Source organism: Halomonas ramblicola, from assembly GCF_030409215.1.
Taxonomy (GTDB): domain Bacteria; phylum Pseudomonadota; class Gammaproteobacteria; order Pseudomonadales; family Halomonadaceae; genus Halomonas; species Halomonas ramblicola.
In genome coordinates this window covers 36,589-51,692 of record NZ_JAUFPL010000001.1, presented here as the reverse complement: position 1 = coordinate 51,692, position 15,104 = coordinate 36,589, and the positions used below count along the sequence as shown (strand labels likewise).

General features: G+C 66.0%; 15 protein-coding genes. 14 read left to right on the top strand and 1 reads right to left on the bottom strand.

Features of this window, described 5'->3' with window-relative positions:
- Window positions 1-8 precede the first annotated feature (8 nt).
- From QWY80_RS00225 to QWY80_RS00200, 6 genes are all read left to right on the top strand, one after another.
- A complete protein-coding gene (locus QWY80_RS00225) occupies window positions 9-716 on the top strand; it encodes a FadR/GntR family transcriptional regulator (protein WP_290228657.1) in 708 nt (235 codons plus the stop codon).
- 123 nt (window positions 717-839) lie between these two features.
- A complete protein-coding gene (locus QWY80_RS00220) occupies window positions 840-1,790 on the top strand; it encodes a Bug family tripartite tricarboxylate transporter substrate binding protein (protein ID WP_290228656.1) in 951 nt (316 codons plus the stop codon).
- 81 nt (window positions 1,791-1,871) lie between these two features.
- Window positions 1,872-3,410, top strand: a complete 1,539-nt coding sequence (locus tag QWY80_RS00215; protein WP_290228655.1) for a tripartite tricarboxylate transporter permease — start codon at window positions 1,872-1,874, stop codon at window positions 3,408-3,410.
- Complete coding sequence (locus QWY80_RS00210; RefSeq protein WP_290228654.1) at window positions 3,407-3,862, top strand: tripartite tricarboxylate transporter TctB family protein; 456 nt, start codon at window positions 3,407-3,409, stop codon at window positions 3,860-3,862. Before QWY80_RS00215 ends, QWY80_RS00210 begins: the two co-directional genes overlap by 4 nt.
- Before the next feature lie 10 nt (window positions 3,863-3,872).
- On the top strand, window positions 3,873-5,039 hold the full coding sequence (locus QWY80_RS00205; RefSeq protein WP_290228653.1) for a mandelate racemase/muconate lactonizing enzyme family protein: 1,167 nt from the start codon (window positions 3,873-3,875) through the stop codon (window positions 5,037-5,039).
- A gap of 76 nt (window positions 5,040-5,115) precedes the next feature.
- Entirely contained in the window at window positions 5,116-5,475 is a 360-nt protein-coding gene (locus tag QWY80_RS00200) for a DUF1428 domain-containing protein (protein ID WP_290228652.1), read from the top strand.
- Between the two features lie 118 nt (window positions 5,476-5,593).
- On the opposite strand, the gene QWY80_RS00195 is transcribed toward QWY80_RS00200, so the two are convergent.
- Window positions 5,594-6,172: an antibiotic biosynthesis monooxygenase gene (locus tag QWY80_RS00195; protein WP_290228651.1), complete on the bottom strand. Its 579-nt coding sequence runs from the start codon at window positions 6,170-6,172 to the stop codon at window positions 5,594-5,596.
- A gap of 886 nt (window positions 6,173-7,058) precedes the next feature.
- Between QWY80_RS00195 and QWY80_RS00190 the strand changes: the two genes are divergently transcribed.
- The 8 genes from QWY80_RS00190 (at window position 7,059) to QWY80_RS00155 (ending at window position 15,022) form a co-directional block, all read left to right on the top strand.
- On the top strand, window positions 7,059-7,352 hold the full coding sequence (locus tag QWY80_RS00190; RefSeq protein WP_290228650.1) for a hypothetical protein: 294 nt from the start codon (window positions 7,059-7,061) through the stop codon (window positions 7,350-7,352).
- A gap of 79 nt (window positions 7,353-7,431) precedes the next feature.
- Entirely contained in the window at window positions 7,432-7,806 is a 375-nt protein-coding gene (locus QWY80_RS00185) for a hypothetical protein (RefSeq protein WP_290228649.1), read from the top strand.
- Window positions 7,806-9,134: a carboxypeptidase-like regulatory domain-containing protein gene (locus tag QWY80_RS00180; RefSeq protein WP_290228648.1), complete on the top strand. Its 1,329-nt coding sequence runs from the start codon at window positions 7,806-7,808 to the stop codon at window positions 9,132-9,134. Before QWY80_RS00185 ends, QWY80_RS00180 begins: the two co-directional genes overlap by 1 nt.
- Before the next feature lie 154 nt (window positions 9,135-9,288).
- Window positions 9,289-9,579: a nucleotidyltransferase family protein gene (locus QWY80_RS00175; protein ID WP_290228647.1), complete on the top strand. Its 291-nt coding sequence runs from the start codon at window positions 9,289-9,291 to the stop codon at window positions 9,577-9,579.
- Window positions 9,572-9,919, top strand: coding sequence for a HepT-like ribonuclease domain-containing protein (locus QWY80_RS00170; protein WP_290228646.1), 348 nt, complete (start codon window positions 9,572-9,574; stop codon window positions 9,917-9,919). Before QWY80_RS00175 ends, QWY80_RS00170 begins: the two co-directional genes overlap by 8 nt.
- A gap of 142 nt (window positions 9,920-10,061) precedes the next feature.
- Complete coding sequence (locus QWY80_RS00165; RefSeq protein WP_290228645.1) at window positions 10,062-11,060, top strand: Vgb family protein; 999 nt, start codon at window positions 10,062-10,064, stop codon at window positions 11,058-11,060.
- A 117-nt stretch (window positions 11,061-11,177) separates the two neighbouring features.
- The gene (locus tag QWY80_RS00160) at window positions 11,178-12,605 is read left to right on the top strand and encodes a Glu/Leu/Phe/Val family dehydrogenase (RefSeq protein WP_290228644.1); all 1,428 of its coding nucleotides are present in this window, start codon (window positions 11,178-11,180) and stop codon (window positions 12,603-12,605) included.
- Window positions 12,606-13,330: 725 nt separating this feature from the next.
- Window positions 13,331-15,022 (top strand): C69 family dipeptidase, encoded by a 1,692-nt coding sequence (locus QWY80_RS00155; protein ID WP_290228643.1) that lies wholly within the window; start codon window positions 13,331-13,333, stop codon window positions 15,020-15,022.
- The last annotated feature ends 82 nt before the right edge of the window (window positions 15,023-15,104 follow it).

Below are 15,104 nucleotides of genomic sequence, written 5' to 3'. Positions count from 1 at the left end.
GGTGACGCATGGCGTCGGAGAAAGGGTCGCCGCAGGGCAATGGGCAGAAGCTCAGCGACCATGTCTACGGCAGCATTGTGGACAGCATCATCAAGGAGGAATATGCGGAAGGCCAGCGCCTGCCCTCCGAGGAGCGCCTGGCCCGACAGCACGGCGTGTCGCGTCCCATCGTCAGGGAAGCGCTGGCGCGACTGCGCGAGGATGGCCTGATCCGCTCGCACCGCGGCGCCGGTAGCTTCGTCCGGCTCAGGCCCAGTCGCGCCATGCTCGACTTCGCCCCCCTCGACAGCCTGGCGGACATCCAGCGCTGCTTCGAGTTTCGCATGGCCGTGGAGGCCGAGTCCGCCCGGCTGGCCGCCCTCAATGCCACCGACGAGGACCGCCAGGCCCTGAGCGCGGCCTTCGCCCTGCTCGAGCAGCGCATCCGCGAGAACGCCCTGGGGGTGGATGCCGACTTCGGCTTCCACCTGGCCATCGCCAGGGCGACCCACAACCGCTTCTTCGCCGATACCCTGGCCTCGCTGGAGGCCACCATCACCTACGGTCAGCGCCTGGCCAGGGGGCTGGGCCTGCGGCGCCCGACCTTCCACCTGCCCGAGGTGCAGGAGGAACACCGCCGCATCCACGACTGCCTGCAGGCCGGCGACGCCGAGGGTGCCGCGCGGGCCATGCGCGAACACCTGGGCAACTCCCGACGGCGCGTCTTCGAGGGTTGACAGGCTTTACTCATTTGACAACTTTTACAACTCGGCTAGCTTGCAAGACAGGCCGACGACATCCCGTCGGTTCCACTGTCCCGTTTCTCATCACAACACGGACAACAAGACCGGGAGCTTGCCATGAAATCTCGACTCTCCACCCTGGCCGTCGCCGTCTCGGCGTTTGCCCTGTTCGGCGCCGCCGGTGCGGTCCAGGCGGACTACCCCGAGCGCGATATCACCTACGTCATTCCCTTCGATCCGGGCGGCGAGTCCGACGTCACGGCGCGCTTCCAGGAGCCCATCCTCGAGGAGATCCTGGGCGTCGGCGTCAACGTCACCCACCGGCCCGGCGGCGGCGGGGCAGTGGCCTGGAGCGAGTTCCAGAACAGCGCCGAGCCGGATGGCTACGAGATCATCGGGGTCAACATCCCGCACATCATCGGCCAGCCGATCCAGCGCTCCGACGCCGGCTTCGAGACCGACGACTGGGAGATCATCACCTTCTTCCACTCCACCCCCAATGCGCTGATCGTGCCGGAGGACAGCCCCTTCGAGACCCTCGACGACCTGGTCGAGTACGCCCGCGAGAACCCCGAGGCCGTGACACTCGGCGGCAGCGGGACCTACAGCGCCAACCACCTGGGGGCCCTGCGTCTCGAGCGGGAAGCCGACATTGACGTGACCTATATCCCGTTCAGCGGCACCGGGCCGCTGCCCGCCGCCCTGGAAGGCGGCCATGTCTCCGGCATCTTCAACTACACCATGCTCGGCGTGCAGATGGAGGACAACGCCCGGGTGCTGGCCGTGGCCTCCGAGGAGCGGGTGCCGGCGCTGCCCGATGCGCCCACCTTCAAGGAGCAGGGCTACGACATCGTGGGCGGCGCCTACCGGGGCGTGGCCGCGCCCACCGGCACCCCGCCGGAGGTCATCGAGGTGCTGGAGGAGGCCTTCGCCGAGGCCAACCGCGAGATCACCGAGAAGCAGGAGCCGCTGGGCTTCGTCATGGAGTACATCACCGGCGAGGAGGTCGACGAGGTAATCGGCACCCTGCGCGAGGCCTACGGCCCCATCCTGGAAGCCGCCGACTGATAGCCGCTTCCTCGGGGGAGCCGCGTGCAGTGTCCTGCATGCGGCTCCTCTCTCGTTCGAGCTTTCACCGGAGGGCCGTGCATGGAGATGTTGCTCGAGGCGCTGGCATCGCTGATGACGTTCGAGAGCCTCATCACGGTACTGGTGGGGGTGTCGGCCGGCCTGCTGATTGGCTCGCTGCCGGGCCTGACCGCCACCATGGCCCTGGCGGTGCTGCTGCCCTTCACCTTCTCGATGCCGCCCCTGCAGGGCCTGATCGCCCTGGGAGCCGTCTACATGGGCTCCATCTACGGCGGGGCCTTCACGGCGATCCTGATCAACACCCCCGGGACGCCGTCGTCGATCGCCACTACCTTCGACGGCTACCCCATGGCGCGCCAGGGGCGCGCCTTCGAGGCCCTGGCCGGGGCCACCATCGCCTCGGTGATCGGCGGGCTGGTGGGGGTGGCCTTCCTGTTGCTGCTGGCGCCGCCGCTGGCGCGCTGGGCCGTCGCCTTCGGGCCCGCCGAGATGTTCTGGGTGGCCATGCTGGGGCTGACCCTGGTGGCCAGCCTGTCCAGCGGTTCGCTGCTCAAGGGGCTGCTAGGCGGCTGCGTCGGCATGCTGCTGAGCACCGTCGGCGTCTCGCCGGTAGGCGGGGAGACCCGCTTCACCTTCGGCTTCCCGCCCCTGCAGGGGGGCATCGAACTGATCGTGGCGCTGATCGGGCTGTTCGTGATTCCCGAGCTGCTGACCATGGCCGCCGAGGGCAAGGGGGCCCTGCCGCAGGGCGACGAGTTCGGCAAGGGGGAGATGCGCATCAGCCGGGTGGCCCGGCGGGTGCTCGGCAAGCCGGTCAACCTGATCCGCTCCTGTTTGATCGGCCAGATCATCGCCATCATCCCCGGGGCCGGCGGCAACGTCACCAGCCTGGTGGCCTACAACGAGGCGCGCCGCTTCTCCCGGGACCCCGACAGCTTCGGCAAGGGCAACCTCGACGGCGTGGTGGCCTCGGAGTCCAGCAACAACGTCATGGTGGCCGGCAGCATGATCCCGCTGCTGACCCTGGGCATTCCCGGGGCGCCGCCCGACGCCATCATCCTCGGCGTGCTCTTGCTGCACGGCCTGCGCCCCGGGCTCGACCTCTTCACCGAGACCGGCGTGCTGACCAACGGCTTCATCCTGTCGATGGGGCTGGCGGCGCTGATGCTGCTGCCGGTGGGGCTGCTGGGCGCCAAGCTGATCTACCGGGTGGTGATCAAGACGCCCTACTACTTCATGGTGCCGTTCATCGCCATGGTGACCATGCTCGGCACCTTCGCCCTGCGCAACAGCCTGCTCGACGTGGGGATCATGCTGGTGCTGGGCACCGTGGGCTACTTCCTGCGCCTGATCGGCATCCAGGCGGCGCCCATCGTGCTGGGGCTGATCCTGGGCGGCATCGCCGAGGAGGGCTATGTCCAGACGATGCTGGCCGCGGTGGTCGACCCGATTCCCTGGCTGCGGCTGGTCAGCAACCCGCTCTCCAAGGTGCTGGCGGGCCTGGTGGTGCTGGGCGCCGGCACGGCCCTGCTGCCCATGTGGCTCGAGCGTAGTGGGCGCCTGCGCAAGGCATCGAGCGGCGAGGAGGAGAAGCCATGATCCTGCGCCTCAACACCGACATCGCCGCCGGGGGCTTCGGCCTGGCGTTCGCCGCCCTGCTGTGGCTGCCGCGGGGCGAGATGGGACGGCTGAGCATCATCTTCCCCCGCGCCATCCTGGTGCTCCTCACGGTCGTCGCCGTGGCATTGATCGTCAAGGGCCTGGTGCGGCCGGGGGATCGTCGAATCGAGATCACCGGCAGCCCGCGGCGCCTGCTGGTGGTCGCGGCGGGCTTCTTCGCCTGGTGGGTGGCGATCGGCCAACTGGGGTTCCTGGTTTCGAGCCTCGTCGCCGTCTTCGCCCTGGTGTGGTACCTGGCCCGCGTGGCAGGCCCGGTGAGCCTCGTTCGCCTGGCCCGCTGGGTGCCAATCATCCTGGGGCTGGTGGTCGCCTTCTACCTCATCTTCACCCAGGTCCTCAATGTTCGGCTGCCGACGGGCCTGCTGATCTAGGAGTCATGGAATGCGCATCACCGACATACGCGAGGCACGGGTGTCGATCGCCTCCGACATCGCCAACGCCTACATCTCCTTTGCCACCATGGACGTCTCCATCCTGGCCCTCTATACCGATGCCCGGGTGGATGGCCGTCAGGTGGTGGGCTACGGCTTCAACTCCAACGGCCGCTACGCCCAGAGCGGGCTGCTGCGCGAGCGCTTCCTGCCGCGCCTGCGCGACGCCGAGCCGAGTGCGCTGCTCGACGACGGCGGCCACAACCTCGATCCCTTCAAGGTGTGGTCGGTGCTGATGGCCAACGAGAAGCCCGGCGGCCACGGCGAGCGCAGCGTGGCGGTGGGCATCATCGACATGGCGATCTGGGACATCGTCGCCAAGGTCGAGCAAAAGCCCCTGGCCCGGCTGCTGGCCGAGCGCTACGGCGACGGCGCCCCCGACGACAAGGTGTCCGTCTATGCGGCGGGCGGCTACTACCATCCGGGCAAGCAGGTCCAGGGCCTGCAGGACGAGATGCGCGACTACCTCGACCTGGGCTACACCTGCACCAAGATGAAGATCGGCGGGGTGCCGCTGGCCGAGGACCTCGAGCGGGTCGAGGCCGCCATCGACATCGTGGGGGAGGCGGGGCGCCTGGCGGTGGACGCCAACGGCCGCTTCGACCTGCGCACCGCGCTGGCCTTCGCCGATGGCCTGGCGCCCTATGGCGTGCGCTGGTACGAGGAGGCCGGCGACCCCCTGGACTACGCCCTGCAGCAGCAACTGAGCGAGCACTACGGCCCGCCCACGGCCACCGGCGAGAACCTCTTCTCCCACCAGGACGTGCGCAACCTGCTGCGCTACGGCGGCATGCGCCCCGACCGCGACATCCTGCAGATGGACCCGGTGCTGAGCTACGGCCTGGTGGAGTACCTGCGCATGCTCGAGGTGCTGCGCGCCCACGGCTGGTCATCGCGGCAGTGCATCCCCCACGGCGGCCACCAGTTCGCCCTCAACATCGCCGCCGGCCTCAAGCTGGGCGGCAACGAGTCCTACCCGCGGGTCTTCGCCCCCTTCGGGGGCTTCGCCGACTCCACGCCCATCGAGGCGGGCCGGGTGGCCCTGCCGCGGATGCCGGGGATCGGTTTCGAGGACAAGCGCGAGCTGATGGAGGTATTCCACCGCGAGCTGGGTTGAAGAACCGATACCCAGGGGCGGCATGTCAAAGGCTATGCTTGGGTGACAGTTCCCTCCACCGCAGGAGGATGATGCCATGAGTTACGTCGATGCCTTCGTGTTGCCTGTGCCGCTCGGCCGGCTGGACGACTACCTGCGCCTGGCCCGGCGCGCCGGGGAGATCTGGAAGGAGTACGGGGCCCTGGAATACGTCGAATGCGTGGGCGACGACATTCGTCCCGGCGAGCAGACCTCCTTCACCGAGAATGTCAGGATGGAAGCCGGCGAGACGGTGATCTTCGCCTGGGTGCGCTACGCCTCGCGCGAGGAGCGCAACCGCATCCTCGAACAGGTGATGAACGACCCGCGCCTCGCCGACATGATGGACCACGCCAGGCTGCCCTTCGACGTCAAGCGGCTGTTCTGGGGCGGCTTCTCGGAGCGGATCCGGATGTGAGCGATGCCGTTCTTGCCTTGTTTATGGTGTTTCGCAGACTGGCGTGAAGCTCTCTTCGGGTGTGTGGTAGGAGGGCAGCTTCGCTGCGCGATTGGCGCCGTCAGGCGCCCCTCAGTGTTCAGGCCCCACGCTGGTGCAGGCGACGGCCCAGGCGTGCCAGCGGCATGACCTCGCCGCGCAGCCAGGGACCCAGCAGTCGCATGGAGAGCGGGATGAACCCGAACACCATCAACGGCGTCAGCGCCAGGGTGCCGGCCAGCACCCGGGGCACCAGGGGCAGGCCGGCGAGCGCCTCGCCGAACAGCCACTGGAAGGCCAGCGATACTGGGAAGAAGGCCAGCCAGATGGCGATGGCCTGCTTCCAGCGCGGCGGGGTCCGGCCGGTGGCGTCCTGGAACCAGCCATCGAGCCCGGTGGCGCGGTGCTCGTGGGGCGCCTCGAAGAGCCCCTCGCCGCGGGCCAGCCAGGCCCGGCGCGAGGCGGAGTGTTCCCAGGCCGCCAGGGTCTCGGCATCGCGGAAGCGGAAGATGATCTGATACTCGTCGTCGCCGGGCGGCGGCGCCAGCACGCCGGAGCCCAGGTAGCCGGCGAAGTCGCTGGCCAGCTCGCGGCCCTCCTCCAGCCAGGCGGTGAGGTCCCGGTAACGGCCGCGGGCCACGCGGCGCGCCACCATCAGGGTGACGGGATCGGATGACATCGTGTATCTCCTCGTTCGCTCGGCGCCCGGGTAGGGCCCCGATATCACTCGGGCCGGGTAGGCCCTCGTGATTCATTAAGCAAGGAGTATACCAGTTATCTCCATGACTATAGAAATGCTACCTGCTCAAGACGCCAAGGGCAGTGTTTTGGTCTGAATGGAGCGCCGCTGATCTGTTCGCGCCATCGACATATCGGCGGGACATGTTCAAGAAACGCGATTTTTTCGACACGTCCGCCGGACGTGTCGATGCCATCGACATCTGTCCGTGGCGGGAAGGGGCCCCTGCCTGCCGTGGCAGCGCTGAATGAGACGCCCTGGAGGGGAAACTAAAATAGCGCTGCCGCTTATTTTAATTTCGGCCGGAAATTAAAATAATGCGCTGGCCCGGCTGGCCCGGCTGGCCCGGCTGGCCCGGCTGGCCCGGCTGGCCTGGGCGCCGATAGGCTGCCCTCGCCGAATTGAAGCAGTCCCTACTGCAGACTTTCTCCGGCGAGTTGACGGCCAGAAGCGCCGAGGCGGCGGTGGAGGAGGCGACAGCATGAGCACCGAGAGCCAGACGTCCATCGTCATCTATCAGGAGTCTGGGTGGGTGGACGAAGCCCGACCGGAGGGCGAGATATACTGGTTTCCACCTTGTGAGCTGCTCCTCAGCTGTTGCAAAAAATGCAACAGTTGGGGCTGAGCAGGCTCAGGAGTTGCCACCCCGATGCCTGTCAACGGCCGAGGATTCCTCGGCAGTTCATCACCTGGGTCGCTATCGGTCGAGCAACTTGTAAGGATTTCTTAGGAGTTGCCCTGAAGGTTGGACAAGCCACCGCCGAATCGAGATAGTGAGCTGAAGGGCACTTAAGGACGCAAGGGAACGCACCGAAGGATCGACCGGATGAACGATGCCGATCCGGCACCGAGCGGTAGTACCGTTACCCTGGAAGAGGTCAACAGCGACCTGACTGTCTATCTGGTCAGCGAGGAGGTGGCCGCATCGCCGGCAGAGGGCAGGAAGTGGGTCAAGGCGAATTGGCGCAACCTGTTCGAGTCTGAGCTGGAAGGCTGGTACACCGACCCGAGGCTATGGCCTAAGCTGACCCTGAAGCGCTTCGATGAGTGGTTCGAGATTGAGTGCCACAGCATGATCATCGATACGCTGGGCGGGCCCATCGAGGATGATGAGCCATGAGCTTCCGATACTGCTGAGGCTCGTGGCACGCGCGCGGGATGCGGTGTGGAGAGCGAGGGGAGTGAGACATCTTTTGCTGATGGCAGCTCTGAGCCTGGCGGTCCCGGTGGCCCACGCCGATCAGCAGGGCGTGGTGTTCGCCATGGGCGGTGAGCGCTTCGTGTTGACCCCGGACTGCGTGCAGTGGGTCGACCATGTCGTCACCGAGAATGACCGGGTGCACCTGCGCTTCGACATGCCGGAGACCCCGCCATGCTTCGGGGCCTTCCACGGCCTGCTCTCCACACATCAGGGCGAACGCCTGACCATCACCTTCCGCGGCGAGACGCTGCTGGAGGCGAACCAGCACACCACGCTGGGCCCCAGCCATATCGTGCTGGAGTCGCGACATCCGCGTGTGGCGATCGACGCCATCCGCTATCTCAGTGGCTTGCCGGACGACGAGGCATCCTGATGGGCCGCCCCGGGCGTTTCCGCCGCCTTGTCGTGGGGCTGGTCGTCATCCTGGTCGCCTTGGCCTTGCTGGTATGGCTGGCGCTGTGGTCGTTGTCGCCGGCGCCGGTGACGGGCCGGCTGGTCGAGTATCATGACGATTCGCCGGTGGCCGGCGCCACCATCACCCTGAGCCGCCAGGGCTGGGGCCTGAGCGATCACGATGGCCAGTTGATCTGGGACAAGCGCTACGAGGCCACCGTCACCACCGACGCCGAGGGGCGCTTCCGCGTGCCGATGCCCGGCCCGGTATGGCTGATGGGTAGCGGCGGCGGCCGGCTCACGGCCGAGGCGGAGGGCTTCCAGAGGCTCGAGGCCGGTTACGTAGCCCCCGGCGCGGAGCTTTACCTGCAGACGGTGGCCGAGCGTGACGAGCGGCTACCCGGCGGCACCGCCTATCTGGGCTGGGATGAGGCGGGCGAGCCCTTCGGCTGGTCGTTCCTCGACCATGCTCCGGCTCGCGACCTGGCGCGGGTCGATCTCTATCCCCTCGCGCTGAGCCGCGCGCCCCTCGAGGTCACCCTGGCGGTGCCCGATGGGGGAGGGCTGCACTTCGTGCCGGCCGCTGCCCAGAACATCGCTACGCCCTCCTGGGGCTACCTGCTGCGCTACCTGGATGCCTCGCCTGAGCCGCCCGCGGCGTCGCGCCTGGTGCTCGACGACACCCCGGGCACGCTCTTCCTGCGCACCCCGCAGGGGCGGCATGCCAAGCTGGCCTGGGAGCCCGGCGCGGTGACGTCGATGAGCGGCAGCGTGCCGGGCCTCGAGGCGACCAGCGAGCGGTTGCTCTCGCTGCGCTTCGTCTATCGCCCCGGGCCCGGGCACGAGCTGCCGTATCAGCCGCCGCTCGGTCCGGTCGATCCCGCGCGTGCCGCGCTGCTGGCGGAGCTGCCCGAGGAGGGCGAGTCGACCAAGGGGGCGCGTATCTATCAACTGGTGGTGACCGATGCGCAGGGCAGGGAACTGGAGCGGCAGCGCGTCAAGCTCGTGCCGGGCGTTCCCGTGGATCTGGCGAGCTGTGCCGAGGACGCGCCGCTGGCCTGGCGATTCGAGTCGCTGCGCCTGGCGTATGACGAGGATGGCCTGCCGCGCCTGCAACTGACACTGGACGGCGAGCGCTTCGTGCACCACTCGGCGCCGCGACTGGTCAGTACGCGCCACGCCACCGTCCTCGAGGTGATGGCCTTCGATACCGACTACCGGCGCCATGACCTGCAGGTCAGGGTACGGGAACTGGTCGGGGAGGGTGGCCCGCTCGGCTGCAGCGCGCCGCCTCGACCGGGGCGGTGAGGTCCTCCATATCGTACCGAGGGGGCTTCACCATTAAGGGCCGAAAGCTTCCGTTGCCTTGCCGCCGTCAGGACGGAAGGGCCGGATGCTATGCTAAGCGCATACGACGCCGAGGACGCAGTGAGCCCAGTACTGTCCGGCATGGAGGTGGAAGGTGAACAAATCGGAAACACTCTCGTTACTGCAGCAGCACCTGCCTGCCATGGTCCATCAGTTTGGTGTCCGGGATCTCGCGCTCTTCGGCTCCATGGCGCGCGACGAGGCGGGGGAGGGCAGTGACGTCGATATCCTGGTGAGCTTCGATGGCCCGGCAACGGCTGATCGTTACTTCGGGTTGCAGTTCTACCTGGAGGATCTGTTGGGACGCCCGGTGGACCTGGTGACCGACAAGGCGCTGCGCCCCGAACTCCGACCTTTCATCGAACGCGAGGCCATGCATGTCTGAAAATCGACCACAGCGAGAGTGGCGCTTCTACATCGATGACATGATCGGCTTCTCCGAGAAGGTGCTGGCTTACACCGATGGGCTGTCTCAAGAAGACTTCATCACCCACGACCTGACATATGATGCCACCCTCCGCAATCTGGAATTGATCGGTGAGGCGGCTACCCGCATTCCGGATGATGTACGTGCCGCTCACCCCGAGATTCCGTGGCGGCTGATCATCGCCACGCGAAATCGTCTCATCCATGCCTACCTCGGGATCGATGATGATACCGTCTGGAGCATCATTCAGACGCATATCCCTGAGCTGGTCGAACGGCTCGAGTCCCTCAAACACTGATCAGCCGCGCCCTGCAGGTGCCTTTTTCTGGCGGTGCCCCCGTGGATCTGCCTGGCGTTTCTCGACCGGCCGGTCGATGCTTCTGGGTGGGCATGGCACCGAGCCCTTGCCCCAGGGCGGGCCGGGCTCGAGGGAGGCTGAGATGTTCAAATTGATTACCCTGACATGGCTGATGTGTCTCGCGCTGGGCGCGGGCGCCGCCATGGCGCAGTCCGATGGCGGCGAGGCCGGCGTGCGGCTCGATATCCAGGAGTGGGACGTGCCCTTCGATGGCGGGCGCGCCCGGGATCCCTGGGTGGATGCCGAGGGGCAGGTCTGGTTCGTCGGCCAGCAGACCCACTATGTCGGGCGGTTCACTCCCGACAGCGGCGAGTTCGAGCGCTTCCCCCTGGAGGCGGGCACCGGGCCGCACACGATCGTCACCACCGAACGGGGGGTGTGGTACGCCGGCAACCGGGCGGCGCATCTCGGGCGCCTGGATCCCGCCAGCGGCGAACTCGAGCGGTTCGTGCCCCCCGGCAACGGCCCCCGCGACGTGCACAGCATCGCCGTCACCAGCGACGGCAATCTCTGGTTCACCGAGCAGGGCGGCAACCGCGTCGGTTACTTCGACACCCGGGACCACCGCTTCACCATGCATGACGTGTCCGCCGGGGGCGCGCACCCCTACGGCATCGTGGTGCACGACGACCAGCCCTGGATCGCCCTGTTCGGCACCCACCGACTGGCCACGGTCACCGACGGCGAGCTGCGGACGATCGAGCTGCCCCGACCGCAAACCCGGCCGCGGCGCCTGGACGTCGCCTCCAACGGCCAGGTCTGGTATGGCGACTACGCCACCGGCCATATCGGACGCTACGACCCCGAGAGCGGGGAGGTGACGGAGTGGCCGGCGCCCGCCGGCGAGCAGTCGCGGCCCTATGCCGTGGTCATGGACGGCGAGGACCGCTTCTGGATCGTCGAGACCGGCGTCCGGCCCAACCGCTTCGTCGCCTTCGATACCCGCGCGGAGACCTGGAGCGAGCCCTTCGAGATTCCCAGCGGCGGCGGCACCGTGCGCCACATGGTGTACGACGCGGAGCGCGACGCCATCTGGTTCGGCACCGATGAGAACACCCTCGGCCGGGCCGAGCTGAAGTGACGAACGCCCCTGGTTCAACGCCCCCGCCCCCGTCGAGTTGCTAGAGTGGTCAGGGAGTGCCGCGCTGCGTCGCCGGCGCGGCGCCGGATGCGACGACAACGGCCATGGAGGCGCTGGATGAGCGATACCAAGTACGCCCAGCAGGGCATGACGTTCCGCGAGAGCGTGGAGCACATGGTGGACCACGCCATCGAGATCATGGGCCTGGACGAGGGGCTCGGCAATGCATTGAAGGTCTGCCAGAGCGTGGTGCAGGTCTCCTTCCCGGTGGAGATCGACGGCCGGGCGGAGATCTTCACCGGTTGGCGGGCCACCCATAGCGACCACCGCCTGCCCTCCAAGGGCGGCATCCGCTTCGCACCGATCGTCGACCAGGACGAGGTGGAGGCCCTGGCCGCGCTGATGACCTACAAGTGCGCCATCGTCGACGTGCCCTTCGGCGGTTCCAAGGGCGGGCTGGTGATCGACCCCCGCCGGTACGAGCGCCACCAACTGGAGGCCATCACCCGGCGCTTCGCCCGCGAGCTGATCAACAAGGGCTACCTGAGCCCGGCGCAGAACGTGCCCGCCCCGGACATGGGCACCGGCCCCCGCGAGATGGGCTGGATGGTGGATACCTACCGGCAGATGTTTCCCAACGACATCAACTACCTGGGTGCCCTGACCGGCAAGCCGGTGGAGCACGGCGGGGTGCGCGGGCGCAACGAGGCCACCGGCCGCGGGGTGCAGTACGCGCTGCGCGAACTGTTCCGACATCCCGAGGAGCTCGAGCGCTGCGGCCTGTCCGGCGGCCTCGCCGGCAAGCGGGTGATCGTCCAGGGCCTGGGCAACGTCGGCTACCACGCCGCGCACTTCCTGGAGACCGAGGACGACTGCCGGATCACCGCCATCATCGAGCGCGACGGGGCGGTGGTGAATGCGGACGGCCTGGATGTCAGCGCGGTGCGCGAGCACATCGCCGAGACCGGCGGGGTCAAGGGCTACGCCGGCGGCGAGTATCGCGAACAGGGCGCCGCGGTGCTGGAGATGGCCTGCGACATCCTGATCCCGGCGGCCCTGGAAGAGGTGATCACCGCCGACAACGCCGAGCGCATCCAGGCGCCGCTGATCGCCGAGGCGGCCAACGGCCCGGTAACCTTCGCCGCCGACCAGATCCTCCAGCAGCGCGGCGTGGAGATCCTCCCCGATGCCTACTGCAACGCCGGCGGGGTAGTGGTCTCCTACTTCGAGTGGATCCGCAACCTCAACCACGTGCGCTTCGGCCGCCTGGAACGGCGCTTCCACGAGGCCCGGGGCGGGCGAATCATCGAGGCCATCGAGCAGGCCTCGGGCGTCGAGGTCCCCGAGCACCTGCGGGCGCAGATCGCGCGCGGCGCCGACGAGTTCGACCTGGTGCGCTCGGGGCTGGACGACTCCATGCGCCTGGCGCTGCAGGCGATCATCCGCATGCGTCGCGACAACCCCAGGATCCACGACTACCGCATGGCCGCCTACGCCATCGCCATCGAGAAGGTCGCCCGCCACTACCGGGATATCGGCTTCTGAGTAGCCGCCGGGCCAGCGCCCCAGGCGGGGCGCCTGCCACGGGCGATCCGCGGCTCGCCCTCAACTAACTTTGGTGACAGGTTAGAGAAAAACACAACGCGACAGGCCGCGGGATACGCAGGGACAAGACGATGATACGACGACGCGAAATACGGCAACTGAAACACCGGCATATCGACTTGGCTGATCGGCGAGGGTAGTGGGAAGGCTATGGCTGGGATCGACCCAGGCTGTGTGAAAACATATATAAGTGTGCAAATAGGTCATGATCGCCGGAATGAGCGGTCACGTTCGCCGGAATACGCAGTCCTTTCATACCAAGGAGACGGTCCCTCATGCGGTAGCGTCCTTTCAGGTCATCAATCCATACCGGAGAGGGGGCCAGCCAGTAGGGCTTCTGCGGGAAAGGTCAACAGGCTACAACCATTGCCGAGCTGGCTTCGCCGGTTAAAACCTACAGGGTGACGAATTCGTACCACCAAAGATGCTTTGGGATTGGCTAGATTTGCTGATCGTAGCGTTAATTTAAGTAATTGGGGAGAATTTTTTCGGATCTTATCACGCTATTCTCTCCTTAAGTCAGCGGCGCCTTGGGCGCTCTGGTCGTTTGTGGTACTTTATCTAATTTGACAACTAACTCCCCCCTCACTATAGGTGAATACTGGCACCTCAATGAGAACGGTTGTCGGCATGTTACATGCGTACAACAAATAAAGGGGGAAGTCATGAAATACAAGCACATCAGCAGCGGTGCACGGCTCTTGTCCGTAGTGCCGCTTCTGGCATGCGTGGCGGTTTCTGGACAGGCATTCGCCGACTCCGCCTCGCCCGCCATCATGGGGCATCCCAATGAGAAAAGTATCGGCATCTACATCGGCAGCGAGCTGACCGAGGATGGATCGACCTTTCTGGCTGGCTTCGGGCATGAGCCTTCGAGCCACTGGATCGAGATCGTGCCGCGCCAAGCACATTCGCAGGGTGCGACCTGGAAGGTGGGCGTGACAGATAAAGCTCGCATTCCGGGACGTCTGACCAATATTCCTCAGGCTGAGATCACCTACAAGTACATCACTTCACATTATTCGGAGTATGCGGGTTTCCCGCCACCGTTGACCAACGGCGGACTGAATGAACATGGAGTGGCGGCACGGGATATCTGGTCGCCGTCGCGTCCAGAATTGGTGGAGATGTCGGAAACGGCTGCCGAGGAGGAACCGCAGACTGGCCCGCAATATAGCGACTTGGCTCGAGTGGCGATGGAACGGGCTAAGACGGCACGCGAAGCAGTTGAGATCATCGGTGAGCTGATCGATGAACATGGGTTCTCAACCTACGGTGGCAATTCACACTTGATTGCTGACCCTGATGAGGGCTGGGTGTTCATCAACTATGCCGGTGCCGAAGGCCTGTGGGCGGCCGAACGTGTAGGACCGGATGAAGTCCGCGTGCTCTATCCTGGCTATATCCATGACTTCCCGGTTGACCACCAGTCTCATGACGATTACATGGCATCCGACAACTACGTCGACTTTGCTCGCGAGCAGGGTTGGTGGGACGGCGAGGGCGATTCATTCAATCCTCAAGAAGTGTACGGCCGTCCGTTCCCAGCAGAGGACCCTGGGGATACATATCCGGCGTTTTACACCGAGGCTCGCAACCCGCCGGAGCGGGAAAAAGAACTGCGCGAGATGGCGCCGTTGAGCCTGACGGACATGCTGGCTTATGTTCGTGACCCGCGCTGGGCGACTGACTTCTCGGGGTATGGTCAGGTGGCGCACCTGCGTCCGGATGTGCATCCTGAGTTGCAGACCCTGTGGGTCGCCGTGACCGGTGCTATCACCACGCCTTTCGTGGGGATTCCCGTGGGCGCCGAGGATGTGCCGCCGGAGTTCAAGCAGCATCGTTACATGACCAAGGATGCCGATTCCCACTTCATTGACCCGGACTACGGGCCGCTGGAGGCCACTCGCTACGCCACACGTACCTTCAAGCGCCTGCTCTACCACACCTGTGAGCATCCGGCTGACTTCCTGCGTCCGGTTACCGGGGAACTCGAAGCCTTCGAGCAAGGCCTGATCGAGGAGCGTGGCAGTGTCGAACGGCGTGCAAAAGGATTGTTCGAGGCAGGGCGCAATGAACAGGCGCGTGCGCACTTGACCTACAATGTTGAGCAACGCTTATTGGAAGGGCTGGAACTTGGCGAGGATCTGGTTCGCGCGGTGGAGAAAGAAACTCGCGCTAAATACGGTATCCGAATGCCTGAAGGTGTGACAGTCGAAGGCGAGACCGCCCCGGCCACTAGCCAGCCTATGGCACGCCAAGGCTGGAGCGCGATGATCCATTGCTATGAAGAAGCGCTGGATGAATACCCGCGTGAGCATGGTATCTACGGCGAATATCGCGGCTTGGTGCGTTGATCTGAGGTACCATCTGCGCAGAAGTCTGCACTTCCACCGGATTTTGGGCCATTGCGGTCTAGGTGGGAGTGCAGAATTTGGT